Genomic DNA, 24,693 nt, shown 5'->3' with positions numbered 1-24,693 from the left:
GAGCCCAGGAGGAGACCATGGCCGACCGCCCGCCCCTGCCGCCGTTCACCCGCGAGAGCGCCGCACAGAAGGTCCAGGCCGCCGAGGACACCTGGAACACCAGGGACCCGCACAGGGTGGCGCTCGCCTACTCCGAGGACTCCGTCTGGCGCAACCGCGACACCTTCGTCACGGGCCGCGCCGAGATCGTCGACCTCCTCACCGCCAAGTGGCGTCGAGAGCTGGACTACGCGCTGCGCAAGGACCTGTGGGCCTTCGACGGCAACCGCATCGCCGTCCGCTTCCAGTACGAGTCCCACGACGCCGACGGCCAGTGGTGGCGCTCCTACGGCAACGAACTGTGGGAGTTCGACGAGCACGGCCTGATGACCCGGCGGGAGGCGAGCATCAACGACGTACCCATCGACGAGGAGCAGCGCCGGATCCACGGCCCCCGCCCCGAGGCCGAGCGGGGGGTGTCCTTCCCGCTTCAGTAGGGTTCCCGGATGACCGAACAGGCCGTGAAGCCCTTCCTCTACGTCGTCGTGTGCGCGGCCGGTGTCGCCGCGGGCGTCAGCAAGCTGATCACCGCCGCCCAGGAACGGGGCTGGGAGGCCGGGGTCATCGCCACCCCGGTCGCGATGGGCGGTTTCTTCGACAGCGCGGCCGTGGAGACACAGACGGGCCGCCCCGTCAGATCGGCCTGGCGCACACCGGCCGACCCGCGCCCCTTCCCGCCGCCCGACGCCGTCGTGGTGGCACCCGCCACCTTCAACACCCTGAACAAGTGGGCGGCCGGCATCGCCGACACCCTCGCGGTCGGCACCCTCTGCGAGGCCGCGGGCCTCGGCGTACCGATCGCCGTCCTGCCCTGCGTCGCCGACGCGCTGGCCGCCCATCCCGCCTACCAGGACAGCCTGCGACGGCTGCGCGGCATGGGCGTCCGCTTCGGCGACACCACCACCGGTGAGGTCCGGCCGGACGGCGCCCGGCCGGACTTTCCCTGGGAGCGGGCCCTGGACCTGCTCCCGCCGCGCTAACGACAGGTCAGCGTCGGTCCCGCCAGCATGTCTCCGGTCTCCAGGGCCTGGCCCTTCGGCAGCCAGTAACCGAGCTTCGACACCACCGTCGAGCACTTCGCCCCGACGGTGACGCGGACCGTCACCTTCTCCGGATGGCCGGGCTGCAACTCCGTCAGCGCGCAGTCCACGGAGTGCGCCAGCCGGGTCTTCGCCGGGTACCGGCCGACCAGCGGGTTGACACAGCGCCGGTCGGCCGTGGCGATCCGCACGCCGGTGCCCTCCTCGCCGATCAGGCCCAGCCGTGCGTTGCCGTCACCCTCGTCACTGTCCCGGCGGACGGTGTAGGTCAGCGTCGTCGTGGCATTGCGGCGCAGCGTGGTCCGGTCGACGGTGATGCCGTGCGTGTCCTTCGCCCTGGGCGTGGTCAGCGACAGCGTGGTCTGCGCCGTGCCCTTGAGGTCCACACCGGAGGGCGTCGACCGCACCCGCACGGTGGCGCTGATGTCGTAGGTGCCCGGCCCCGGGTACATGTGCGAGCCGGGCAGCGTTCCGGTGTCGAGCGTCTTGCCGGCGTGGCGGACCGTCCACGTGCCCTCGGTGCGGCAGGCGTACCGGACCCGGACACCCGCGCGCCGGCAGGTGGCCGGGGCCGAGATGGTGAGCCTCGGCGAGCCGGTGTCCGCACACAGGCTCACCTGGGCCTCCTCACCGTGTGCGCCGCGCAGGGTGCCGGCGGTCGCGCACAGCGTGGCCGGGCTCTCGGGCGCCGGCGTCGGTGCGGCGGCGGGCCGCCCCCAGGCGGGGGTGACGAGAGCCAGGGGCAGCAGCGCCGCGCCGGCCAGGGTTCTCAGGGTGGTGGGACGAGTCGGCACCGAGTTTTCCTCCGGGCGGCCGAGACCGGCCGGATGCCGGTCCTCTGCGCCGAGGATGAACCGACGGTACGACGATCTCCGGCTCCCACGCCGGGCGGTCACCCGGGGGCACCCATACGGCGCCCCGAAGAGACGCGTGCGGTGCCGCGGACGTTCAGCGAAGCACGGCGGCACCCCCGGACCGCGCATCGGCACCACCGGTGGAGCGCCGGACGTACCCCTTGCTCCCCGGCGTGGACACGTCCCGGTCCCGCCGCACGATGCTCAGCCGGCCGCCCCAGTGGGCGAGGGCCGCGCGCAGACCGGAGTCGGTGTACTCGATGTCCACGACCCGGTCGTCGAACGCCTTCGCGTACACCCCGCACTCGTCGTACTGCCCGCATTCCTCCGCCACCGCGAAGTCCAGCCCGGCACGCCTGCGCACACCGGCCAGTTCGGCGGTGTTCTTCTGCGCCACGGCCAGGTGCCGGGCGTGCGCGTGCCGGGACAGCAGGGTCATGAAGGCGGTCGCGTCGGCCGCGGTGAGCAGATGGCGGGAGCGGGTGTAGCTGTCGTAGTTGTCCGGCTCGACGGCGTCGAAGCCCTTCGCCGCGCAGCCGTCGATCCACCGGTTCACGCGCCTCGCCACCCGCTCCCGCCCCGCCGGGGTGCCGATGTCGAGCAGGGCCTCGTTCCAGTCCGTGTCGATGACGGCCTTGCCGTGCGCGTCGCGCAGCAGCAGGTCGGCCGGCCAGGAGGAGCGCTCGTCGGGCTGGGCCTGGAAGGCGTTGACGTAGCAGATGTTGTACAGGCCGGGAGCGGGGGAGTCGGAGCGGTCCCGGCTGACGATCCGTACGCCCTTCGGCGGGGGATAGGCGCCGCCGATCTGGTAGTCGAACCCCGCGCCCCGCGGCGGCAGCCTCACCCCGGTGGCCCGGCCGGACGCCCCCGTGCCCCCGGACCCACCAGAGGCACCCGAGCTGTCGGAACCGCCCGCATCGCAGCCGGCCGACGCCGACAGGGCGACGATCAGAGCCGTCATTGCCAGAGCGCCCGCGGTCCGCCGGGAGTCCGCGGCGCGCAGGGCACGCTTGGGGGGCACGTCCGCTCCGTCCTGCCCACGCCGGGCGGCGCGGCACGTGTCGGGATCCAACCGCCCGTGCGGTTCGGTCGTCAAGTCGGTGCCGGGCCACGTCGTACGCTCGTCGGTGACCATCGTCCCGAAGGCAGGAGCAGCAACGATGCAGTACGTGAAGCTCGGTTCGACGGGCCTGGACGTGTCGCGGATCTGTCTGGGCTGCATGACCTACGGCCTGCCCGACCGCGGTGTCCACGAGTGGACCCTCGACGAGGAGGCGTCCCGCCCGCTCATCCAGCAGGCGCTGGAGGCGGGCATCAACTTCTTCGACACCGCCAACGTCTACTCGGACGGCACCAGCGAGGAGATCGTCGGCAGGGCGCTGCGCGACTTCGCGAACCGCGACGAGATCGTGCTGGCCACCAAGGTGAACGGCCGGATGCGGCCGGGCCCCAACGGCGCCGGACTGTCCCGCAAGGCCATCATGGCCGAGATCGACCACAGCCTGCGCCGCCTCGGCACCGACTACGTCGACCTCTACCAGATCCACCGCTTCGACCACGCCACTCCCGTGGAGGAGACGATGGAGGCGCTGCACGACGTGGTCAGGGCGGGCAAGGTCCGCTACATCGGGGCGAGTTCGATGTACGCCTGGGAGTTCGCCAAGCTGCAGTACACGGCGGAGCGGCACGGCTGGACGGCGTTCGTGTCCATGCAGAACCACTACAACCTCCTCTACCGCGAGGAGGAGCGGGAGATGCTGCCGCTCTGCGCGGACCAGGGCGTCGGCGTGCTGCCGTGGAGCCCGCTCGCCCGGGGGCGGCTGACCCGCGACTGGGGCACCGTCACCGAGCGCAGTGCGAACGACAACTTCGGCAGCCGCCTGTACCTGGAGAGCGACCGCTCCATCGTGGAGGCCGTCACCCGGATCGCGAACGACCGGGACGTGCCCCGCGCCCGGATCGCCCTCGCCTGGCTGCTGCACCAGGACACGGTGGCCGCCCCGATCGTCGGCGCCGCCAAACCCCACCACATCCAGGACGCGGTGGCCGCCGTGGAACTGGAGCTGACGGAGAAGGAGATCGAGGAGCTGGAGCAGCCGTACACCGCGCGTGCCATCAGCGGCCACTGAGGCCGAGTCCCGGTAACCGCCTGCACAGGAACGGGGGTCAGCCCGACCGGAGGGGGAACGTACTCGCGGCCGAAGGACAGTCCCCTCGTCGGCTGTTTCGGGACAGAACAGCTCCATCCGGTCGGTGCCCGGGACGACCTCGAGACCGCCGTTGTCCCGGTCGACCGTCTCGCAGGCCACCCAGGCCGCCGGGTCGGGGTCCGCCGGGCGCGGCTCGAAACGTCCCGGCACCGCACCGGCCGAACAACTCCCGTACGGCGATGAACCCGTCGCGTGCGAACTGCCGCCTGAGCGCCTCGGGCAGGATGGCGCCGTTCTCCGTGGCCGTCATGTGTCCCCTCCTGAAGTCGGGTGGTCACCCGGCCGCCACGCTCACCCTGGGCGGATCCGGACCGCTCAGGCAGGGCGCCGCCCGGACCCGTGCCGGTGCCGGGGACCTGGTGGTGCTCGCGCCGGGCACCGGCCACCGCTACACCGTGGCGCCCGGCACTGGCGGTTCTGGTGGACGCACTGCCAGCCCGGCCGTCCTGGACGCCCTGGCTCGCCCCGTGCGCCGCGTCCGACGGGCTGTACGCGGTGAGCTCGGTGCCCGCCATGCTGTACGCGCGGATCGAGGCGGCGTTCGGCCGGATGCTCGCCGACGCCCACGGACCGGCGCAGCACGCCCCGCGCGGGCCGGACCCGGTCACCGTGGCCCAGGGCAGCCCGGCGCGCGAACTCGCCCTGTGTGCGCTGGAGGAGGTCGTCCTCGTCGCTGAGGCCGGCGCCCGGACCCCCACCGCCCGCACGGGATGCCGACGCCCGTCCCCGTCCCGGTTCGCGCACCTTTTCTCCCTGCGCACCGGACGGTCCCCGAGTCCCTTCCACTTCAGCCGGGTCTTCCGTGAACGGTACGGAGTGCCGCCCGGCGCGTATCGGGCCGGCGAACGGAGGTAATGCGAAGAAAAGGGATTCGTTTGACCCTGCGTCAATAAGGAACGGCCGCACAGGCCATTGTCGATAATCGAAAGATCCCTTGTTTATACGTGTGCGGCTGTGCGAAAGTGTGCACCGTCGGCGCCCGGGCACATCGCAATTCCGTTGCATGCGCCAGGCCGCTCCCCGTACACCCCCCACGCTTCAAAAGAGCCGCCTCAGGTGGACGTTCGAGCAGCCCCGCCACCTTCCCATACCCATTGGTATGGACTAATTCCGTATCACGTCTGGAGGAATGCAGTCGTGAATGAGGCAGGCCTGTCGGACGAACAACTGAGTGCCGAGCTGAAGAAGTGGACGGGCGGGACACCGGCGCTCCATCCCGTCGGTGAACTCCTGGACCGGCACTGGGAAGCGGCCTTCGCCTACGCCCGGTTGTGCACGGACGGGACGCGTGCCGCCGGCATGCTCACCACCGCCGCCTTCACCCGGCTGTTCGGGGAATCGCTGCGGCAGGTCGGCCCGACCGCCGCCTGGCGTCCCCATGTGCTGGTCGCCGTCCGCAGGATTGCGGCCGAGTGGGACGCCGACAGCCGCCAGGAACTCCTCCACCCGGCACTGCGGCCCGGGGCCGCCGGTGAGCGGGCCACCGCGCGGCTGCTGCCGCCGCCCGGCCGGAGACTGCTGTCCCGTGCGTTCCAGCGGGTGCCCCAGACCTCGCGGGCCGTGCTGTGGCACACGGAGGTCGAGGCCGAACCGCTCGCCGTACCCGCGGCCCTGCTCGGCCTGGACGAGGAGGACGCCCGCGTCGAACTGCGCCGGGCCCGTGAACGGTTGCGCGAGGAGTGCCTCCAGGCCCACCGCGAACTCGCGCCCGAGGCGGAGTGCCGGCGGTATCTGCGCATGCTCGACGTGACGTTCCGGCGCGGCGGTGTGGACATCGACCCGGATCTGCGTGAGCACCTGGGGCGCTGCGGCCACTGCAGCCGGACCGCCGACCAGCTCGCCGCCTTCAACAACGGCCTCGGGCTCGCCCTCGCCGAGGCGGTCCTCGGCTGGGGCGCCGGCGCCTACCTGGAGTCCCGGGCAAGCCGCACCGAGGCCCCGACCGAACCGGCGCCCCGCCCCGAGACGGTCGCACCCCCGTCGGGAGAGGCCTTCTCGATGCCCGAGCCGTCGAGCGGGACTGGTGTCACCGGGCGGCTCGGGCCCCCAGGTGGCCCGGCCGGCTCCCCGCGGACCGGCGGTTCCGCCAAGACCCCGCGCCGGCGTGCCTCCACCGAGTCAGCAGGCGAAGCAGCCGGCCCCGGCCGTTCGGCCCGGCGAGCCGCCCGCGCACGCCGTACCCGGCGCCGCCAGCTCGCCCTGGCCGTGGGCACGGTCAGCGGTCTGATCGTGCTGCCGCTGGTGCTGTGGTCGGTGCTCGGCTCCGGCGCCGGCCCGGCACCGGCCGGCGCCGGCACCTCATCACCGGCGCCCGGCAAGGACACCGCGAGTCCCGGCGCCTCCTGGGCCGGGGCCGCCAGGGCCGGCCAGGGCGCCCTGCGCGGCCGACTGCACAACCTCGCCTCCGGCCTGTGCGTCGGCGTCGTGGGGAAGAAGGCCGTCAACGGCGCCGAGACCGAACTCGCCACCTGTTCGGCGACCCCGGCCCAGCAGTGGACGTACGAGACCGACGGGCTGCTGCGCAACTCCGCCGCCCCCGACCTGTGTCTGGACTCCCACATCGGCTACTCGGTCCGCCTCGCCCCCTGCTCGGCCACCGGCAGGGCCGCCCGCACCGTCCGCTACGACTTCACCCTCCAGGGCGCCCTCGTACCCCGCTGGAACCAGGACCTGGCGCTCACCCCGGCCGCCACCGACGGCTCCGGCGCCCTGGTCCTGAAGACCCGTGCCGCCGGCGCCGCCCAGCGCTGGGCCGTGGACACCGCCAAGCTCGATCTGCAGATGCAGAACGTCAACTGGGACAGCGACAGCGGCCCGTCACCGGCTGCCACCCCGCACCCGTCGGCTCCCAGGGCGACGCCCATCCCGAAGGCCTCCGGGGCCACCGCGTCGCCGACCCCGAGTCCGGCCCCGACCAGGTCCACGCCGTCACCCGCGCCGTCCGCCACGGTCGATCCGTGCTCCGCGTACCCGTACTACTGCGGCGGGGGCTACGGCGGCGGCGAGCACCACCACCGCTGACTCAGGGGTGGTGCGGCGGTGGCGGCGGGATCGTGCCCAGTCCCGGGGCCGGTTCCGGCCACACCAGCAGTACCGGGCAGGGCGCGTGGTCGACGGCGAACCGGGCGGCCGGACCGAGACTCCTCGGCCCGAGCCGGGACCGGTCGCCGTCCCGGGCCAGCACCAGCAGATCGGCACCCTCGGCGGCGGCCACCACCTCCCGCTCGACCCGGCCCGACCGTTCCTCGCACACACACGGCCGGCCCAGCCGCTCCGCGGCCGCGGCGAGCAGTTCGGCGGCCGAACTCCCGCCGAGCGCCTCGAGGAGGCCGCCGGGGTCACGCTCCGGATGCCCCCGGCCGAGGAGCCCCGCGAACGCGCCGTGCGCGAGACCCGGCACCTCGGGCCCGCTGACGTGCAGCAGCACCACCTCGGCGGGGTCCGGCGCATGGCTGCGCACGGCGTCCACGCAGGCGGGCCAGGTGCCCTCGACAAGCCAGGCGATCACACGCATCCGGTCGGCCTCCTTCGGTGCCCGCGCAGCTCAGAGAACCTGCAGCGATCCCCACAGTGCCACCACCGCGACGGCGAGGGAGGACGGCACGGCGAGCAGGCCCAGCCGGGTGAACTCCCCGAGGTCCACACCGTGCTCGTGCTGGTGCACGATCCGCCGCCACAGCAGTGTCGCCAGCGACCCGGCGTAGGTCAGATTGGGGCCGATGTTCACGCCGAGCAGCACGGCCAGCACCGCGCCCGGCCCGGCCGGCGCGGCCAGCGGCAGCAGGACCAGCACGGCGGGCAGGTTGTTGATCAGGTTCGCCAGGACCGCGGCGAGCGCGGCGATCCCGAGCAGCGCCGGCAGCCCGGTCCCGCCCGGCAGGGCGTGCCCGAGCACGTCCGCGAGCCCGTGGTCGACGACCGCCCGCACCACGATGCCCAGCGCCAGCACGAACGCGAGAAAGGCCGGGGCGGCCGCCCGTACGACGGCCAGCGGGGTCGCCCTGCGGCGCAGCAGCGCCCGGCCCGCCAGCACCAGCGCGCCCGCCGCCGCGACCCAGGCCGGCTCCACGCCGAACGCCGACGCCACCACGAACCCCGCCAGCGTGCAGGCGACGGTCACCAGCGCGAACAGCGGCATCCGCGGGGCCTCACCGCGCTCCCGGCCCGCCGGTGCCGCCGCCGCCAGGTCACGGGCGAAGAACCGCCGGAACACCACGTACTCGACGCCGATCGCCCCCAGCCACGGCAGCGCCATCAGCGCGGCGAACCGGGTGAAGCTCAGACCGCTCGCGGCGAACGCGAGCAGGTTCGTCAGATTGGACACGGGCAGCAGCAGTGACGCGGTGTTCGACAGATGCGTACAGGCGTAGACATGCGGTTTGGGCCGTACGCCGGTCCGTGCGGCCGTGGCGAAGACCACCGGCGTGAGCAGCACGATCGTGGCGTCCAGGCTGAGCACGGCGGTGATGGCCGACGCCAGCGCGAAGACCGCCGTCAGCAACCGCACCGGGCGGCCCCGCGCCCACCGGGCCATCCACGCCCCGCACGCCTGGAACAGCCCCTCCACGTCACAGAAGTGGGCGAGCACCAGTACCGCCGCGAGGAACCCGACCACCGGCCCGAGCCGCTCCGCCTCGGCCCTTGCGTGGTCCAGCGAGATCGCTCCGGTGGCGACCGCGACACCGGCGGCGGGCACGGCCATGACCGCCTCCGGCCACCCGAAGGGCCGTACGACGGCCCAGGCGAGGACGGCGACGAGCAGCACGGCGGACAGTGCTTCGGCGAGCGGGGTGTTCAGGGCGGGTCCTTCCGGAAGCGATCACGTGGGAGTGCCCGCCCATGAAAACAGAAGACGTCGAACGTCTTACGACGACCGGCTGCCCGCCGCGCCCAGGAACTCCGCCCAGCCGCCCGTCGGGGCCTGTCCCGGCACCAGCGTGCGCATCTTGCGCAGCACCGCCGGGTCCTGTGCCTCCAGCCAGGCCACGAGCTGCTTGAACGACACGAAACGCACGTCGTCGCCGTACGCGGCCATCTTCCCGATCGCCTCCTCGACGGCGTCCATGTAGATGCCGCCGTTCCAGCGCTCGAAGTGGTTGCCGATGAAGAAGGGGGCGCGGTTGGTCGTGTACGCCCGCTGGAAACCGGCGACGTACGCGTCCCGCGCCTGGGTGCGCCAGGCGTCGTACTGGGCGCGGTCGCCGTTCGGGTTCCCGGCGGACTGGTTGAACATCATGTTGTAGTCCATCGACAGCACCTGGAAGTTGTGCCCGGGGAACGGTACGGACTGCAGCGGGAAGTCCCAGATCTTGCCGCCCTGCACCTTGTCCGGCCAGATCTGGAGGCCGCCGGGGGAGCTGGCGTCGTACTTCCAGCCGAGGGCCGCGGCCGTGGGCAGCAGGTTGGACTGGCCCTCCAGGCACGGCGTACGGCCGCCGATCAGCTCCTTGTGGTAGTCGAAGGGGAGCGGCTCCAGATCGGTGAAGCCGGTGTTGGTCTTCCACTGGGTGACGAAGGCCATCGCCTGGTCTATCTCGCTGCGCCACTCGGCCGGGGACCAGTTGCGCACGCCGGTCGCGCCGCAGAAGTGACCGTTGAAGTGGGTGCCTATCTCATGGCCCTCCAGCCAGGCCCCGCGGACCTGCTGCAGGGTGGCGTGGATGTGCCGGTCGGCGAGGTAGCCGATGGCGGAGGCGCCGACCGGGTGCTGCGGCGGGCGGTACAGGTGCTTCTTGGACTCGGGCAGTGCGTAGATGCCGCTGAGGAAGAACGTCATCTTGGCGCCGTGGTCGGCGGCCACCTTGCGGAACCGGGAGAACAGCTGGTTGCTCACCTCGCCCGCGCCGTCCCAGGAGAACACCACGAACTGCGGGGGCTTCTGGCCGGGCTTGAGCCGTTCGGGCTTCGGCTGGTGGGGCTGGGGGCCGGTGTCGGCCGTGGAGCCGTCACCGATCGGCTTCGCCGGCCGGGCCTGGGCGGTGCCCTTGCCGTCCGCGGGGCCGCCGATCGAGAGGCCGGTGCCTGAGGAGCACGCGGCCAGCGTGCCCAGGGCGCCCGCCGCCGCGCCCGCCGTCAGCACCTGCCTGCGTGAGATCCCGCTCATCTTCTCCCCGATTTCCTTGTCGCGGCCCCTTGGGGGCCTGTTCGCCGGTGTGGGTCGTCGGGTTCGATGGCGGGGTCCGGCGGAAAGATCGCGGCCCCCTGCGGCTGTTGCCGTCCTGTGACAGTTGTGGCGCGCACATGACGAACCCCGCTGCCCGGGGGGTGGGGCAGCGGGGTTCGTGTCGGGGGTGTCGGTGAGGTCGGGAAGCAGACGGGTCAGGGAGCGGTGCCGGGGCTGAGCACCGAGGTGAAGACGGTCGAGGAGTTCCCGGAGACCGGCACCGCGCCGCCGGTCCACGCGACCTTCAGCGTGTCACGCTCGTCCGGCGGCGTGACCAGCAGCGCGGCCGGGGTCGCCGTCTTGGCGCCACTGACACCGGGGTTGGAGAAGGTCAGCCCGGCCCAGGCGCTCTGCCCGGGCCTGAGGGTGATCGTGGCCGGGGAGCCCGACTCGCGCTGGGGGTCCGGGCCGAGCTGGGTGCCGGAGGCGTTGACGAACGCCGTGCCCGGATAGCCGTGCACGGTGCACGTCCGGCCGGACTTGTTGGTGAGGACGACCGGGAAGTTCTCCTGGCCGGCGCCCGGGTCGTTGCGGCCCACCGAGGCGCGCAGCTGGGAGGTGTGGCAGCGGGCGCTCGCCCCGGCCGTGGCCGTACCGCCACCCGTCGACGCCGTGGCCTTCGTGGTGGACGACGACGGGGCGGCACTGGGTTTGCCGGCCGGGGCGGACGTGGTGGACTCCGGGCCCTTCGTGGTGCCGGTCGCGGGGGCGGCGGTACCCGAGGCCGTGATCGGCGGGTTGCTGTGGACGTCCTTGCCGTTGCCGCACGCGGTCAGCAGGCCCAGCACGGCGACCGTGCCCACGAGCAGGGCTCCGTGCCGCGCGGACCGGGGTGTGTACACCATGTCGCTCAACACTCCTGGATGGTCACGGCACGCGACGGACCGCGTGCCTGACGGCGCCGGGTGCGCCGTCCTCACACTCCGATGCGCCGAACCCGGGAAAAGTTCGGCACGCAGGGATTTCTTCCCCGTTGTGAGCACCGCCAGCCGCCCGTCAGGTCACGCTCAGCGAACGGAGTATGCCGTCGGTCGCGTCCGTGTCGCCCCGCTCCCGCACCTGCACGTACACCTGGGGCTGCGTGGCGCCGCCCGCCGGGTTCAGCGCGGACTCGGTGACCGAGCCGCCGTCCGGGCAGCCGCTCCAGGCCCGCACCAGGCCGTGCCAGTCGCCGTCGGCGAAGGTGCGGCTGCCCGAGTAGCGGCAGCCGGAGTGGGCGAGGGCCTTCACCTTCGCGCCGACGTCGCCGTGCTCGCTCAGCCCGACGAACACGCCGTCCACGGACCTGCCCAGGTCGGGCCACCGGTTCAGGTCGTCGGCGACCACCAGCCCCGGTTCGTGCCCCTTGGTGAGCCCCAGCGCGCCCGGGTCCCAGCCGGAGTCGCGCAGCTCCCGGCTCCAGTCGGAAGGCACCCGCACGGCCACCCGTCCGGTCGAGTCCGTCACCCGCACCCCGTCCGAGGAGCCGCCGTGGTGGATCAGCACGGTCACCGTGGCCGCGGCCGCGGCCGCGGCGAGGAGCGCGGCCAGGGACAGCGTCACCGTGTTCAGCCGGCCGCGGACACCGTCCAGCCGCCGGGAGGGCCGGAGCGCCGGCGATCCCGCCGCCAGCCGGTCCAGCTCGTTCGCGAACGCCTGCGCGCCGGGCCAGCGCCGCGCCCGGTCCGGTTCCAGGGCGCACAGCAGCGCCCGCTCCACGTCCTCGCCGAGGTCCGGCCGCAGCTGCCCGGGCGGCACGACCTTCCCCGGCGGGCCCGGCACACTCCCGGTCACCAGCTCGTAGCCGACCGCGCCCAGGCTGTAGACGTCGGCGCGCTCGTCTATGCCCTCGCCGGGCTCGGCCTGCTCCGGCGGCTGATAGCCCGCCGAGCCCGCGGCCAGCGTGAGCACCGAGGCCTGGGCGAGGCTCTTGGCGAGCCCCAGGTCGGCCAGCAGCACCCGGCGGGTGCCGTCCGGTGCGGTGTGCAGCAGCACATTGGTCGGCTTGATGTCGCGGTGCACGATGCCCGCCTCGTGCAGCGCGGCGGCCGCCCGGGCGGCCTCGGCCGTCAGCGCGAGCGCGTGGCCCACCGGCAGCGGCCCGCCCGCCAGCAGGTCGGCGAGGGTGCCGCCGTCGGCGTACTCCATGACGAAGTACGGCCTGCCGTCGGGGAGCTCACCGATGTCGTAGACCTGCACCACGCGGTTGGAGCCGGCCCGGCGCAGCAGCCGCGCCTCGGAAAGGAAGCGGTCCCTGATGTCGAGCCGGTGTGCCCAGTTGTCGGCGAGGACCTTCACCGCGACGGGGGCCTGAAGCTCGTCGTCGTGGGCGAGCCAGACCGTGGCGAAGGCGCCGGTGCCCAGCGGCCGTTCGAGGCGGTAGCGGCCGATCCGCTCCAGGGAGTGCATACGACTATCATGCCTGGCCTGAGATCGACTCGAAGGAGGGCCCGTCCGTGCAGGACCAGGCGCCGATGGATGACCTCGCCCGGCGGGCCGCCGCCGGCGACAGCGCGGCCCTGGACCGGCTGCTCGCTGAGATCCGGCCGGAGGTCCTGCGCCGCTGCGGGCGCTTCCTGCCGTGCCGGGAGGACGCCGAGGAGGCCGCCCAGGACGTGCTGCTCCAGGTGGCCCGGCACATCTCCGGTTTCGAGGGCCGCAGCCGCTTCAGCACCTGGCTGTACACCGTGGTCGCCAACTGCGCCCGGCAGAAGTACCGCGAGCTGAAGCGGCGGGCCGCCGAGCAGCCGGCCGCGATCGAGCCGTCGTACGCCGTCGACCCGAGGACCACCAGCGTCATCGCCGGATCCCGGGTGGATCTGCTGGAGGCGCTGGACCGGCTGGAGCGGACGCATCCGCACCTGGTCGCGCCGCTGGTCTACCGGGACATCTGCCAGCTGGACTACGCCGAGGTCGCCGAGCGCGTCGGCATCCCGCTCGGCACCCTCAAGTCCCGCCTGCACGAGGCCCGCAAACAGGTACGTCCCTGGCTGGCGGGGTCCTGATCCCTACCGGCCCTCCTCGGAGAGGGACGGTTCCGCCCCGATCGTCTTGCCCTCCGGGTGGTGCCGGCTGCCCCAGCGCCGGGTCGGCCGGGGTGCGCCAGGTCGCCACCTGCGAGGCGGGCAGCCCCTGGGTGCGGGCGAGCGGCAGCGCCATGTCGTCGGGGACACCGCCCGGCGGCAGCAGGGCGTGCAGAACCCGGTCGCAGACCGTGCCGAGGGAGTCCGTGCGCCCGGCGAGCGCCTCGTACAGCAGCTCGCGGCCCTCGGGCAGTGCCGCTTCGGCCGACTCGAAGCGCAGCCCGCCGAGGCCCAGCGGGGACCGGCGGGCAGGTCCGGCACGGGCGGCGGGTGCCCGGCGCGGGTCAGGGCGCAGCGCCGGTAGCGCCGGGACGCCGGGTCGTAGACGGCGTGCAGGCAGGTCGCGCCGATCTCGCCGGGGCTGGCGTCGCCGCCGGCCCATGGTGGCCGAGGCCTCCACGCCGTGTCCGACGACGTCCCCGACGACCATCGCGACCACCTCCCGGGTACCGGGGGAGAGGGCGCATGACCTGCAGATATTTACGGCTGAGTACCCGCGGCGGTACGGTGAGGGGCATGCCAGCTCTCAACGTGGAGTTCAGCGATCGGGAACTCGAGGACCTGCGGCAGATCGCCAAGGAGCGCGGTACGTCGATGAAGGCCCTCGTGCGTGAGGCCGCGGCCGCCGACATAGCCCGGCACCGGGCCCTGCAGGAGGGCGCCGAGGCATTCCGGCGGTTCTTCGCCGCGCACGCCGAGGAGTTCGCGGCGGCCTTCCCCGACGACGAACCCGCCGCGAAGGACGAGGCCGCCTGACGCATGTCCGTCATCCACATCGACGTCCCCTGGCTGCTCCAGCGCCATGAGGAGGTCCTGCCCGACCAGCCCGCGGTCGACGACTTCTCCGCGCTGGTCGCCGCCGTCGCCCGGCACCGCGTGGATCCGCCGCGGCTCGGCGTGGACTCCGACCCCGCCTGGCGGGCCGCCGCCCTGCTGCACACCCTCGCCGTGCTCAAGCCCCTGCCTGCGGCCAACGCCCGCTTCGCCTGCGCGACCGCCGTGTCCTACATGTTCGTCAGCGGCGTCGGCATCGACCCGCCCTACGGCGCCCTCGTCGACCTCGCGCGCGATCTGATCTCCGGCAAGGCCGACGTGTACGGCGCTGCCGACCGGCTGCGGTCCTGGCAGATCTGAGAGCTCCCCGATCCGAGAGGCGCGTGAAATACGAAAGCCGATGCGCCGGAGCGGGCAGCCCCCTATATCTGACTTTCCTTCAAAACTATGGATGTTGTGCGGGCGCCTTGTTGCTCATGTGGAAGTTGTGCAAGGGTTGAAACGCCCGTGCGGGGGGTAAAGTCCGGGGTTCTTCCGGCAGTTGTGGAACTTCACCGGTTGAAATCCGGCCAATTCCCCACCGCGCGCCGCACAGGTAAGAACCAACGCAGCACGTACCAAAAGGAACCCGCTCAGTGCCCACCCCCCACCCGCCTCGTCCTCCTTTTCCGCCGCCCGGCGGCGACCCCGGGGAGTCCGACGAGTCGCTCGCCGGTCCGCTGCGGGCCGGCTCCGACGCGGAGGGCTCCCGGTCCGCCGCCCTCCTGATGGCCCGGCACTGGCAGCCGGCCCAGGACTACGCGGTCGTCTGCCTGGCGCTGTCCGGGCCACTCGCGCACATGGTCACGGCCACCGCCTTCCACCAGGTCCTCGGCCGGCTCGCGCTCGGCGAACCCGCCGAGGCGCTGCGGCCCCGGCTGCTGGTGGCGGTCCGCGACACGGTCGTGAACTGGTCCGGCACCGACCGGATCACCGCCGTACTGCCCGGGCTCGGGAAACCCGCCGGGGGCCGCGGCATGCGCGCCGCGAAGACCCTGATACCGGAGAACCGCGCCCTGTCGGACCGCTCCTTCCACGCCCTTCCCCGGCTGGAGCAGACGCTGTTGTGGCACATCGAGGTCGAGGCCGAGCCGATAACCATTCCCGCGGGGCTGCTCGGCGTGGACGTCGAGAGCGCGGCGGCCGCACTCGAGCAGGCGCGCGACAAATTCCGGGAGGGGCTGGTGCGCGCCCACCGGGAACTCGCACCGGGCAAGGAATGCCGTTACTACAACCGCCTGCTCGACGTCCCGATCCGCCGCGGCGGCGCCCTGCTGCCCGACGTCCAGGAACACCTGTCCGCCTGCTCCTACTGCCGGCACGCAGCCGAGCAACTGGGGCACGCCGACGCCGCGCTGGGCGTGCTGCTGGCCGAGGCCGTGCTCGGCTGGGGCGCCCGCCGCTACCTCGAATCCCGCCCGGGCCGCCGCTCCGGCCCCGCCCGCGGTGGCTCCCGGCGCTCCGGCGGACGCCGGCGCGGCGGCGACAAGCCCGGCCTGTTCGCCCGCGCCGCCCTGCCCCGCGGCCGCCGGCGCGGCGACGGCGAGCCCCCGGCGCGGATCCCGGCCTCCCGCGGCCGGCGGCGTGCCGGCGGCGAGCCAGGACCGCTCGCCCGGATCCCCGGCACCGCCTGGTCCTCCAGGACCCTGCTCACCGGCGTCGGCGTGGCCTCGGCCGGACTGCTCGCGACCGTCCTCGCGATCAGCGTGTGGCCGGACGGCGGGGACGGCACCGACCCGGTCGCCTCCACCAGTGCCGTCCCCGGCACCGCCGCCGGCCGCTCCCCGCGCGCCACGGTCACCGCGCCCGGCACCGCGGCACGGCCCGCAGCCGGACGCCCCACCCGGCTGCGCAACGCCGCCGCGGACCTGTGCCTGGACATCAAGGGCACACCGAAGGCCGGGGCGAGCACGGCCCTCGCCGTCTGCTCCTCGGCCCTGACCCAGCAGTGGACGTACGACGCCGACGGGCTGCTGCGCAGCGCGGCCGACTCGGGGCTGTGCCTGGACTCGCACGTCGACGCCGGCGTGGTGATCCTCGGCACCTGCGCCGACGCCGGCTCGAAGCGGGGCGACGACGTGCGCTACGACCTCACGGCGCAGGGCGAGTTGCTGCCCCGCTGGGACGAGACGCTGGCGCTCGCCACGGCCACCGAGGACGCGGGCGCCGACCTCGTGGTCAAGGTCCGCGATCGCTCCGCGGGGCAGCGCTGGACGGCGGACGCGGCCTCGGCGAGCCCGGACTCGCTGTCGGTCGCCGGCAGGGGCGCTCCCACGCCCCAAAGGGGCGCGGGGAACTGCGCGACCGGCCACAACGGCGTCGCCTACGCCTGACGAGCTGTCGCGGCACGTCGCGGAGCGCCGGGCGGCCCGGGGTCAGGACGGGGCCTCGGCCACGTCCGCCGCTGTCACCGTCCCCGGGCCGGTGTGCCCGGACAGGGCGAGCGTCAGGTCCAGCTCCGCCAGCACGCACCGGATGACATGCTCCACCCCGGCCTGCCCGTCCAGCCCGAGCCCGTAGACGTACGGCCGCCCGAGCAGCACCGCCCGCGCGCCGAGGGCCAGCGCCTTGAACACGTCGTCGCCGGTGCGCACCCCGCTGTCGAACAGCACGGTCAACCGGTCGCCGACCGCGTCCGCGACCCGGGGCAGCGCATCGGCCGCGGCGACCGATCCGGCCACCTGCCGGCCGCCGTGGTTGGACACCACCACGCCGTCCACCCCGGCGTCGGCGGCGAGCCGGGCGTCGTCCGGGTGCAGGACGCCCTTGAGCACGATCGGACCGTCCCAGTGCTCCCGCAGGTACGCCAGGTCCGGCCAGGTGTGGCCCGGGTCCCCGAACAGGCCGAGGAAGTGCAGCACCGCCGCGTTCGGGTCCTCGTGCACGGGCCTCGCGAGTCCTGCCTGGAACGCCGGGTCGGTGAAGTAGTTGGCGGTGCCCACCCCGTGCAGGAACGGCAGGTACGCCTGGTCCAGGTCGCGGGGCCGCCACGCCAGCAGGGGGGTGTCCAGGGTGACCACGAGCACCGAGAACCCGGCGGCCCTCGCCCGGGCCAGGAAACTCCGGGTCACCTCACGGTCCTTGCCCCAGTACAGCTGGAACCACCGCTCGGCGTCCCCCATCGCCTCGGCCACCTGCTCCATCGGCGTGCTCGAGGCCGAGGACAGGACGTACGGCACACCCTGGGCCGCGGCGGCCCGGGCCGCGGCGGACTCGGCGTCCGGATGCATGATCGACAGCACGCCGACGGGGGCCAGTGCCAGCGGCGCCGGCAGCGGTCGGCCGAGCACCTCGACCGACAGGTCGCGCGCGGACACGTCCCGCAGCATGCGCGGCACGATCCGCCGCCGGGCGAGCGCGGCCCGGTTGGCGCGGGCCGTGCTGCCGTCGCCCGCGCTTCCCGCCACGTACCCCACCGGGCCCGGGCCGAGCCGGTGTTCGGCCAGCTCCTCGAGCCGGGTCAGGTCGGTGGGGAGCCGGGGCACGGCACCCGTCATCCCGTTCAGATAGATCTCGTACTGGAAGTCCGCCCAGTGCTTCGCCATCCGGCCGTCCGCCTCTCGTCGCTGAGTACGCGTGCGGCCCGACCATACTGGCGGGTAGGGCAGGGGCTCAGCCGCGGGTGGCCGCCTCGTCCAGGATCCGGGCCAGGTCCCGGGGCGTGGAGAACATCGGCCAGTGCCCGGTGTTCAGCTCCACCAGTTCCCAGCGGCCGCCCTTGAGCGCCTCGGCCACCGCGGGCAGCGGAGCGCGGCCGTCCAGCACACACTTGACGTACGTGGCCGGCAGCTCGTCCAACGGCCGACGCAGGACGGCCGGTTCGGTGAGGGTGGCCGCGGGGTGAGGGGTGCCCTCGGAGCGGAGCCGGTCGATCTGCTCGTTGGTGAGGTCCTGGTTCGCGTAGGCGGCGGCGGGCAGCAGCGGCCACACGTCGCCGTGCTCGGCGAGCTCCTTGCGGATGTGGTCGCTGGGAAAGCCGTCGAGGAACGACACCCCGTCCGCCGGCACGTTGGAGTCGACGAACACCACCCGGCGCAACCGGTCGCCGATCCGCTCGGCCGCCTGTCCGACGGGCACGCCCGAGTAGCTGTGCCCGACCAGGACGACGTCCCGCAGATCCAGCCGCTCCACCTCGTCGACGATGTCCTGGACGTGGGTCTGCTGTCCCGCGGGCACCTCCCGCTTCTCGGCCAGCCCGGACAGGGTCAGGGCGTGCACCGCATGGCCGGCGGCGCGCAGGTCGGCCGCCACCTCGTCCCACGCCCACGCGCCCAGCCAGGCGCCCGCCACCAGTACGAAATCGGTCATGGGCGTCAACGTACCGGATGAAGGTGACAACCACCCGTCATCGCCCCGGAGTTGAGCATTCCACTCAGCAGATCCGGGCCACCGCCCGCACGGGGGCGCCGTCCGCCCCGGGGAGCCTCAGCGGGAAGAGGAACACCTCGACCGGCTCCGCCCCGACCAGGCGGTCGAGGCCGGTGAGGTTCTCGGCGATCACGCCGCCCGCGCCGCACAGCACCCGGTGCGCCGGCAGGCCGTGCCCGGCGGGGGAACCGTCCGGCCGGCGCGTCGGGTCCACGCTGAGCGCGTCCACGGCCACCGTGCGGACGCCGGCCCCCACCACGGCCTCGGCGGCCTCGGGGGTCAGCCACGGGTGGTCGAGGTAGGCGTCGGTGCCCCAGTGCGCCGACCAGCCCGTGGCGAGCAGCAGCAGCGCGCCGGCTGCCTCGGCGAGGGCGTCGAGCGCGGGGGACAGCAGGGCCGGCGTGAGGGGTGACCGGGGCGGCAGCCCCCGGACGTCGGCCACGACCGCGGGCCCGGCGAACCGGCCCAGCGGCAGCTCGTCCAGCCGGGGCCAGGCGTCGTCGAGGTGGTACGGCGCGTCGACGTGCGTGCCGGACTGCGAACCCAGGTGCAGCGACAGGACGTTGACACCGTCGGCCGGGGCCCGCAGGGCGGGGGAGACCGTGACCTCCGGGTCACCGGGATACACGGGCATCCCGGTGACCACGGGCACCGACAGGTCGAGCCAGGCGCTCATCGGCCGCCCTCGGCCGCGAGCGCCTGCGACACGTCGTCCGCGGGGGCGCCGGGACCGGTGATCGGGGGTACCGGAGCCTCGACGGTACGGGCCAGCCGCGGTCCCTCGGGCCCGTACGCCACCCGGGGCTCGGGGAAGAGCCGCAGCAGCGCCAGGAACAGGACGGCGGCCACCGCGAGCGACAGGGGCAGGCTGATGTCGACCCCGTTCGCCAGGTTCCCGAGCGGGCCGACGAACTGGCCCGGGATGTCGGTGAAGAGCACCCCGATCACCGCGGAGACCCACCAGGCCGTCATGCCGCGCCAGTTCCAGCCGTGCGCGAACCAGTAACGGCCGCCGCGCTGACGGCGGTTGAAGACCTGCAACGCGTCGGGGTCGTACCAGCCGCGCCGGGTGTGGAAGCCGAGCATCATGACGACCATCCACGGCGTGGTGCAGGTGATGATCATCGTGGCGAACGTGGAGATCGACTGCACGAGGTCCAGACCGAACCGGCCGACGAAGATGAACGCGATCGACAGCACGCCGACCAGCAGCGTCGCCTGCACGCGCGAGAGCCTCAGGAAGACCGACGAGAAGTCCAGACCGGTGCCGTACAGCGAGGTGGTGCCCGTCGACATGCCGCCGATCAGGGCGAGCAGGCACACCGGCAGGAAGAACCAGCTCGGCGAGATCGCCAGCAGCCCGCCCACGAAGTCGGGCGCGGCCGGGTCGACGTACTTCGGTGCCTTCGTCGCGATGATGCTCGCGGTCGCCAGCCCGAAGACGAACGGCAGCAGGGTCGCGATCTGGGAGAGGAACGCGGCGCCGACCACCTTGCGGCGGGGCGTGTTCGCCGGGATGTAGCGCGACCAGTCGCCAAGGAAGGCGCCGAACGACACCGGGTTGGACAGCACGATCAGGGCCGCACCTGTGAACGACGGCCAGAAGAGGGACCGGGTCGAGGCGTCCGCCGAGGCCGTGAACACCCCCGCGTACGACGGGTCGAAGTCACCGGCGAAGGCGATGGCGCCCAGCAGGAACAGCACGGTGGCCGAGGCCACGGCGATCTTGTTGACGAAGAGCATGAACCGGAAGCCGTACACGCACACCGCGAGGACCAGCCCGGCGAACAGGGCGTACGCGACGACGTACGACGGCGTGCCGCGTTCCAGGCCGAACAGCCGGTGCGCGCCGCCGACCAGGGCGTCGCCGGAGCTCCACACCGAGATCGAGAAGAACGCGACGGCCGTCAGCAGCGACAGGAACGAGCCGACCACCCGGCCGTGCACACCCAGGTGGGCCGAGGACGAGACCGCGTTGTTCGTGCCGTTCACCGGCCCGAAGACGGCCATCGGGCAGAGGATCAACGCGCCCGCGACGACCCCGAGGAGGGTGGCCGCGAGCCCCTGCCAGAAGGAGAGCCCGAACAGGATCGGGAAGGCGCCCAGCACGCAGGTGGAGAAGGTGTTGGCGCCGCCGAAGGCGACCCGGAACAGGTCGAGCGGGGTCGCGGTGCGGTCGGCGTCGGGGATGCGCTCGACGCCGTAGGGCTCGACCTCGGTGAGGGACGGCGGCGGCGCGGTGGGCGAGTCGGGGGACTGACGGGTCACGGGGGCTCCAGCGGGGACGCGGCGATGGAGCGCTTGGTGGCGCGGCGGTGGCGAACGGCCGTCGGCGCCACGGGGTGTGCGGCGCGGGCGCGGGCCGTCCGAAGGGGTCTGCCGACGGTACGGCGCCGGCGAAGACCCCTGCCAGAGGACGAATCATCCATCTTCACCGTCCTCGGTGGAGGAATCGGCCACCTCCTCCGCGTCGGGCCCCTGCGCCCGCACCCGCTGGACGTGTTCCAGCGACTCACGCAGCTCGGTCAGCCAGTCGTCGGTGTGGCGCTGGACCAGGCGCACGCACCAGGCGAGGGCGTCACTGCGACTGCGCGCGACGCCGCCCGCGATGAGGGTGTCCAGGACCTGGCGCTCCGGCTGGCGCAGCCGGGTCATCACCGGCGCGGCCACATGCGTGAACAGGGCCCGCTCGGCGCCGCACACCACGCCCCAGGAGACCTTCCGGCGGAACAGGTGCTCGGCCTCACGGGCCACCTCCACCCGGTCCTCGCGCGTGCGCTCCCGGAACTCCTGGATCCGGGCGCGCAGGGCGGTCTCCCGCTCGGCGTCCGAGGCGCCCTCGGCGAGGCGCGGCTCGGGGATGCGCCCGATCACGGTGATCTCCTCGCGGTCGGCGGTCACCTCGACCAGTTCCTCGAAGAGCGCGTCGGGCAGCCGGCCGGCGAACCAGCCGCGCAGCTTCTCTCTCTGCTCTGTCGTAATCATGTAATGAGAATTACGCTGATCAATTCATGAACACAAGGGGTCACGAAGGGGTTCGCCGAGGGCGGAGCCGGAATGTTTCAGGACGATTAACGAAGCGCTGATTTTCGGCCATCCGGAAGGCCGGGGAGACCGGGACCCGCTCAGTTCCGGGGTCACGGTGTGCGGATTCCGTGACTTCACGCCACTGCTTCAACACGAAAGGTTACCGAAACCCATGTGTTCGATGTGAGTTTCGACGGCGGACTCGGCAGAGTGGCGCTCGCCGCCCCGGTCCGACCGGGTCCGGGCCGGCACCTCGTCTGTTCGAGCGGAAGGATGCACACAATGCGGAACACCGCGCGCTGGGCAGCGGCCTTCGGCCTCACGGCCGCCGCCGTTTGCGGACCCCTGACAGGGGCCGCCGTCGCTGCACCGGGCGCCGCCCCGTCGTCGCTCTACGCCCCCTCGGCGCTGGTCCTCACCACCGGCCACGGCAACGACGTGGCCACGGCCACCCCGGAGCGCGCCGTCACCCTGACGTGCGCCCCCACGGCCTCCGGCACCCACCCGGCCGCGTCCCAGGCCTGCGCAGAACTGCGCGGCACCGGCGGCGACTTCGACGCCCTGAAGCCGGCCAGTGATGTGTGGTGCAACAAGCTGTACGACCCGGTCGTCGTGACCGTCCAGGGCGTCTGGCAGGGCAAGCGCGTCTCCTACGAGCGCACCTTCGGCAACTCGTGCGTGCGGGACTCCGTCGGCGGCGGCGTCTTCGCCTTCTAGGACCGGGATCGCAAACATCCCCGTATACACCGGATCAGGTCCGCAACTGGGGAGTGCGGCCCCTGGAACGGGGAACCTGCGATCTCGTACCGGAACCGACGGGCGGAGTGGGGCCGCCCGCCGGGCTCCGGGCACACAGCCGCTCCCCGGGCGGGCCCGTGGGGGGCCTTCCCGGGGAGCGGCGAAAAACAAGCGGTTTCAGCCGGTGTCCTTGCTCTTGTGTCGGTGACTCGTGTCGCACCAGGGGTAACGGCGACTGCGCCGGCAGGTACACAGAGCGACACGGAACCGGTCCGAGGAGACGGTGGTGCCGTCCTCCAGCTCTATCTCGACCGGCCCCTCGACCAGCAGGGGTCCCTGCCGCCGCACGGTGATCCGGCGGACCCGGTCAGCGCGTTCGTTCGGCACGGACCACCACCAGTTCCTCCCTGTTCTCGTCCGGCGCGAGCAGCCCGCACCGGCGCAGCCAGTCCTCCCGGGAGCGCAGCACCGGTCCGAAGGCGATCCACCGGCGCCGCACCACCGCGGCCTTCAGTCCGGCGGCGCGCAGCAGGTGCAGCGTCCGGTAGGGGTCGCTCAGCGTGGAGTGCACGGTCAGCAGCACGCCTCCGGGGCGCAGCAGTGCGGGCACGTCCCGGCAGATGCGGTCCAGCAGCAGCCGCCCGTCCCGCCCGGCGTCCCAGGCCCGGGACCTGCCGCGCGGACCGCGGCCGGCCTCGGGTGCCGGAACGTAGGGCGGGTTCGCGAGGATCAGATCGTACGTGCGGCCCCGGACCGGTCCGAAGAGGTTGCCGCGCCGGATCCGTACCGGCAGCCGGGCCAGCCACGCGTTCACCCGTACCGTCCACACGGCCATCCGGGACACGTCCACCGCGGTCACCTCGGCGCCGTGCCGGGCCGCCTCCAGGGCCAGGGCTCCGCTGCCGGTGCCGACGTCGAGCACACGGGCACCGGGCGGCGGAGCCTCTGCCCGGAGGGCCTCGGCCAGCAGTTCCGTGTCGTCCTGAGGGGCGTACACGCCCGGGAGCACCACAGCGATCACATCGCGCGAGTACCCCGACATTCAGGATGTATGGGCTATTTCGGGCTCCAGGGGTGTCCGTAGCGAGGAGCGGCCGGCGCGCCAGTCTCGGAGCAGCCGCCGGGCCAGACGGTCCTCCAGATACTCGGTGGCGTCGATCCCGAAGGCCACGTCCGCCGCGAGTTCCGGTTCCTCGGCGAGCAGTCCGCCGATCACCTCATGGCGTACGACCTGTTCATGGACGGCGTCCGCCTCGACGTGCTCGTCGTAGAAGAACTCCGCGGCGGCTCCGGCTCCGGTGCGGCGCATGGCCTCGGCGAGCCGGCGGGAACCCGGCGAGGAGGTGATCTCCACGTCGGCGAAGTGGCCCACCAGCGCGGCGCGCAGCCCGCGGTGCAGGCCGAACAGGGACATCAGATTGACGACGGCCAGCATCTCCGCGCGGGCCGCGTCCAGATAGCGGCCGTAGGCGGTGTCCAGGCCCAGGTCCCTCATCAACGCGGCGAACAGGTGTGCGTGGACCCGGTCGGCGCGGCCGCCGCCGAACTCGTCGAACTCCACCGCCGCCATCGCCGCTTTGGCCCGCCCCCACAGCCGGGGCAGCACCCAGGCGTGCGGGTCGGCCTCCTTCAGGTGGTACAGGGAGCGTTGGGCGGCGTACTCGCGAAGGTGCCACAACTCGCCCTCGGCGCACAGGAAATGCGTGACACCGGTACCCTCGGCCGGTTCCACGAGCAGCGCGGCGAGCGCGTCGTCGAGGCTTTCGTGGCCCGGGGCGTCGGCGCGCAGCGCGGACAGGAAGCGCCGCTCCAGGGCGGCACGGACGCGCAGCAGGTCCGGGTCCCACTCGAACTGCGGGCCGACGCCGGCGAAGCCGCGGTAGTGCAGCTCGTAGCACAGGTACAGGGCGAGGTGCGGGTCGTCGCCGTAGGGGTCCGCCGCCTCGGCCTCGGCGGGGCGGGGAAGAGGGCCGGTGCCGGACAGGTACCCGATGACCGCCGCGGACAGGGGGCCTCGGGGCGGGGGCAGCCGGGGGCCGGGCTCATGGCTGTTCATGAGACTCGGGTACCCCCGCCCCGGGGAAGGCACGGACGGTCCCGCGTCCCGGCCACCTCAGTCCCCGTCCGCCTGCTCCTGGGCTCCGGTGTTCGGCGTGATCGCGTCCCCGGCCTTGCCGCCCGCGTCCTTTTCCTCGTCGCGCTTCTCGGCTTCCTCGACCTCTCGGAGCACCTCCTCCAGGGCCGTGTCGAACTGTTCCTTCGCGTCCTTCTCGTCTTCCTTGCCGGACATGACCTCTCCTTCCACCGTCATGCTCCTGATCAGCTGAGTTACCCGCCGACGGCGTCTCAAGCGTCCCGACGGGGGCGGCAGGGCGCCAG

26 protein-coding genes and 2 pseudogenes are annotated in these 24,693 nt (G+C 73.2%); 10 read left to right on the top strand and 18 right to left on the bottom strand.

The features are described 5' to 3' along the window. Positions 1 to 17 precede the first annotated feature (17 nt). Complete coding sequence (locus ACZ7HQ_RS13610; protein WP_470988231.1) at positions 18 to 476, top strand: nuclear transport factor 2 family protein; 459 nt, start codon at positions 18 to 20, stop codon at positions 474 to 476. Positions 477 to 485: 9 nt separating this feature from the next. After that, entirely contained in the window at positions 486 to 1,019 is a 534-nt protein-coding gene (locus tag ACZ7HQ_RS13605; RefSeq protein WP_470988228.1) for a flavoprotein, read from the top strand. On the opposite strand, the gene ACZ7HQ_RS13600 is transcribed toward ACZ7HQ_RS13605, so the two are convergent. Both ACZ7HQ_RS13600 and ACZ7HQ_RS13595 read right to left on the bottom strand, forming a co-directional pair. After that, entirely contained in the window at positions 1,016 to 1,873 is an 858-nt protein-coding gene (locus tag ACZ7HQ_RS13600; RefSeq protein ID WP_470988224.1) for a hypothetical protein, read from the bottom strand. The genes ACZ7HQ_RS13605 and ACZ7HQ_RS13600 overlap by 4 nt on opposite strands. Before the next feature lie 154 nt (positions 1,874 to 2,027). After that, positions 2,028 to 2,954, bottom strand: coding sequence for an endo alpha-1,4 polygalactosaminidase (locus ACZ7HQ_RS13595; protein ID WP_470988221.1), 927 nt, complete (start codon positions 2,952 to 2,954; stop codon positions 2,028 to 2,030). 139 nt (positions 2,955 to 3,093) lie between these two features. Between ACZ7HQ_RS13595 and ACZ7HQ_RS13590 the strand changes: the two genes are divergently transcribed. Further along, a complete protein-coding gene (locus ACZ7HQ_RS13590; protein WP_470988219.1) occupies positions 3,094 to 4,062 on the top strand; it encodes an aldo/keto reductase in 969 nt (322 codons plus the stop codon). A gap of 8 nt (positions 4,063 to 4,070) precedes the next feature. Here the strand turns inward: ACZ7HQ_RS13590 and ACZ7HQ_RS13585 are convergent. Further along, a pseudogene (locus ACZ7HQ_RS13585) lies at positions 4,071 to 4,251 on the bottom strand (phytanoyl-CoA dioxygenase family protein); the annotation flags it as partial. 312 nt (positions 4,252 to 4,563) lie between these two features. Between ACZ7HQ_RS13585 and ACZ7HQ_RS13580 the strand changes: the two are divergent. Both ACZ7HQ_RS13580 and ACZ7HQ_RS13575 read left to right on the top strand, forming a co-directional pair. Further along, the gene (locus tag ACZ7HQ_RS13580) at positions 4,564 to 4,998 is read left to right on the top strand and encodes a hypothetical protein (protein WP_470988217.1); all 435 of its coding nucleotides are present in this window, start codon (positions 4,564 to 4,566) and stop codon (positions 4,996 to 4,998) included. Between the two features lie 282 nt (positions 4,999 to 5,280). After that, positions 5,281 to 7,164: an RICIN domain-containing protein gene (locus tag ACZ7HQ_RS13575; protein WP_470988215.1), complete on the top strand. Its 1,884-nt coding sequence runs from the start codon at positions 5,281 to 5,283 to the stop codon at positions 7,162 to 7,164. 1 nt (position 7,165) lies between these two features. Here the strand turns inward: ACZ7HQ_RS13575 and ACZ7HQ_RS13570 are convergent, their stop codons facing one another. The 5 genes from ACZ7HQ_RS13570 to ACZ7HQ_RS13550 form a co-directional block, all read right to left on the bottom strand. Next, a complete protein-coding gene (locus ACZ7HQ_RS13570; RefSeq protein WP_470988212.1) occupies positions 7,166 to 7,657 on the bottom strand; it encodes a universal stress protein in 492 nt (163 codons plus the stop codon). 30 nt (positions 7,658 to 7,687) lie between these two features. After that, complete coding sequence (locus ACZ7HQ_RS13565; RefSeq protein WP_470988982.1) at positions 7,688 to 8,941, bottom strand: SLC13 family permease; 1,254 nt, start codon at positions 8,939 to 8,941, stop codon at positions 7,688 to 7,690. Positions 8,942 to 9,007: 66 nt separating this feature from the next. Next, positions 9,008 to 10,246 carry a polysaccharide deacetylase family protein gene (locus tag ACZ7HQ_RS13560; RefSeq protein WP_470988210.1) on the bottom strand — a complete coding sequence of 413 codons (1,239 nt, stop codon included), beginning with the start codon at positions 10,244 to 10,246 and terminating at the stop codon, positions 9,008 to 9,010. Between the two features lie 215 nt (positions 10,247 to 10,461). Next, positions 10,462 to 11,151, bottom strand: a complete 690-nt coding sequence (locus ACZ7HQ_RS13555; RefSeq protein WP_470988206.1) for a DUF4232 domain-containing protein — start codon at positions 11,149 to 11,151, stop codon at positions 10,462 to 10,464. A 151-nt stretch (positions 11,152 to 11,302) separates the two neighbouring features. Further along, a complete protein-coding gene (locus ACZ7HQ_RS13550; RefSeq protein WP_470988204.1) occupies positions 11,303 to 12,694 on the bottom strand; it encodes a serine/threonine-protein kinase in 1,392 nt (463 codons plus the stop codon). A gap of 65 nt (positions 12,695 to 12,759) precedes the next feature. On the opposite strand from ACZ7HQ_RS13550, the gene ACZ7HQ_RS13545 reads away from it, so the two are divergent. Beyond that, the gene (locus ACZ7HQ_RS13545; RefSeq protein ID WP_470988980.1) at positions 12,760 to 13,290 is read left to right on the top strand and encodes an RNA polymerase sigma factor; all 531 of its coding nucleotides are present in this window, start codon (positions 12,760 to 12,762) and stop codon (positions 13,288 to 13,290) included. 64 nt (positions 13,291 to 13,354) lie between these two features. Here the strand turns inward: ACZ7HQ_RS13545 and ACZ7HQ_RS13540 are convergent. Next, positions 13,355 to 13,804 (bottom strand): annotated as a pseudogene (locus ACZ7HQ_RS13540) (PAS sensor protein); the annotation flags it as partial. Between the two features lie 80 nt (positions 13,805 to 13,884). Between ACZ7HQ_RS13540 and ACZ7HQ_RS13535 the strand changes: the two are divergent. From ACZ7HQ_RS13535 to ACZ7HQ_RS13525, 3 genes are all read left to right on the top strand, one after another. Further along, positions 13,885 to 14,124, top strand: coding sequence for a hypothetical protein (locus tag ACZ7HQ_RS13535; RefSeq protein ID WP_470988202.1), 240 nt, complete (start codon positions 13,885 to 13,887; stop codon positions 14,122 to 14,124). 3 nt (positions 14,125 to 14,127) lie between these two features. Then, entirely contained in the window at positions 14,128 to 14,502 is a 375-nt protein-coding gene (locus tag ACZ7HQ_RS13530; RefSeq protein ID WP_470988200.1) for a toxin Doc, read from the top strand. 275 nt (positions 14,503 to 14,777) lie between these two features. Next, a complete protein-coding gene (locus ACZ7HQ_RS13525; RefSeq protein WP_470988196.1) occupies positions 14,778 to 16,514 on the top strand; it encodes an RICIN domain-containing protein in 1,737 nt (578 codons plus the stop codon). A gap of 42 nt (positions 16,515 to 16,556) precedes the next feature. On the opposite strand, the gene ACZ7HQ_RS13520 is transcribed toward ACZ7HQ_RS13525, so the two are convergent. The 5 genes from ACZ7HQ_RS13520 to ACZ7HQ_RS13500 all read right to left on the bottom strand — a co-directional run bounded on the left by ACZ7HQ_RS13520 (position 16,557) and on the right by ACZ7HQ_RS13500 (position 21,534). Beyond that, positions 16,557 to 17,726, bottom strand: coding sequence for a lactate 2-monooxygenase (locus ACZ7HQ_RS13520; RefSeq protein WP_470988194.1), 1,170 nt, complete (start codon positions 17,724 to 17,726; stop codon positions 16,557 to 16,559). Positions 17,727 to 17,793: 67 nt separating this feature from the next. Continuing rightward, a complete protein-coding gene (locus tag ACZ7HQ_RS13515; protein WP_470988192.1) occupies positions 17,794 to 18,489 on the bottom strand; it encodes an alpha/beta fold hydrolase in 696 nt (231 codons plus the stop codon). 64 nt (positions 18,490 to 18,553) lie between these two features. After that, a complete protein-coding gene (locus ACZ7HQ_RS13510) occupies positions 18,554 to 19,225 on the bottom strand; it encodes a cyclase family protein (RefSeq protein WP_470988190.1) in 672 nt (223 codons plus the stop codon). Further along, positions 19,222 to 20,817, bottom strand: a complete 1,596-nt coding sequence (locus ACZ7HQ_RS13505) for a purine-cytosine permease family protein (protein WP_470988187.1) — start codon at positions 20,815 to 20,817, stop codon at positions 19,222 to 19,224. Before ACZ7HQ_RS13505 ends, ACZ7HQ_RS13510 begins: the two co-directional genes overlap by 4 nt. Positions 20,818 to 20,970: 153 nt before the next feature. Beyond that, positions 20,971 to 21,534: a hypothetical protein gene (locus tag ACZ7HQ_RS13500; protein WP_470988184.1), complete on the bottom strand. Its 564-nt coding sequence runs from the start codon at positions 21,532 to 21,534 to the stop codon at positions 20,971 to 20,973. 324 nt (positions 21,535 to 21,858) lie between these two features. Here ACZ7HQ_RS13500 and ACZ7HQ_RS13495 point away from each other — a divergent pair, with 324 nt between their 5' ends. Continuing rightward, the gene (locus ACZ7HQ_RS13495) at positions 21,859 to 22,293 is read left to right on the top strand and encodes a protease inhibitor (protein ID WP_470988181.1); all 435 of its coding nucleotides are present in this window, start codon (positions 21,859 to 21,861) and stop codon (positions 22,291 to 22,293) included. Between the two features lie 198 nt (positions 22,294 to 22,491). Here ACZ7HQ_RS13495 and ACZ7HQ_RS13490 read toward each other — a convergent pair whose 3' ends face one another. The 4 genes from ACZ7HQ_RS13490 to ACZ7HQ_RS13475 are packed head-to-tail and all read right to left on the bottom strand — an operon-like array spanning position 22,492 to position 24,604. Continuing rightward, a complete protein-coding gene (locus ACZ7HQ_RS13490; RefSeq protein ID WP_470988178.1) occupies positions 22,492 to 22,701 on the bottom strand; it encodes a CDGSH iron-sulfur domain-containing protein in 210 nt (69 codons plus the stop codon). Next, positions 22,682 to 23,356: a HemK2/MTQ2 family protein methyltransferase gene (locus ACZ7HQ_RS13485; RefSeq protein ID WP_470988174.1), complete on the bottom strand. Its 675-nt coding sequence runs from the start codon at positions 23,354 to 23,356 to the stop codon at positions 22,682 to 22,684. The genes ACZ7HQ_RS13490 and ACZ7HQ_RS13485 overlap by 20 nt, the downstream gene beginning before the upstream one ends. Next, positions 23,357 to 24,370, bottom strand: a complete 1,014-nt coding sequence (locus ACZ7HQ_RS13480) for an iron-containing redox enzyme family protein (protein WP_470988168.1) — start codon at positions 24,368 to 24,370, stop codon at positions 23,357 to 23,359. It abuts the gene before it with no gap. A gap of 57 nt (positions 24,371 to 24,427) precedes the next feature. Beyond that, positions 24,428 to 24,604 carry a hypothetical protein gene (locus tag ACZ7HQ_RS13475; protein WP_470988165.1) on the bottom strand — a complete coding sequence of 59 codons (177 nt, stop codon included), beginning with the start codon at positions 24,602 to 24,604 and terminating at the stop codon, positions 24,428 to 24,430. Positions 24,605 to 24,693 lie beyond the last annotated feature (89 nt).

The sequence above is a fragment of the Streptomyces sp. NPDC037290 genome (genome assembly GCF_055603245.1).
The sequence above is the reverse complement of the archived record's forward strand: the minus strand, read 5'-3'. Positions and strand labels throughout refer to the sequence as shown.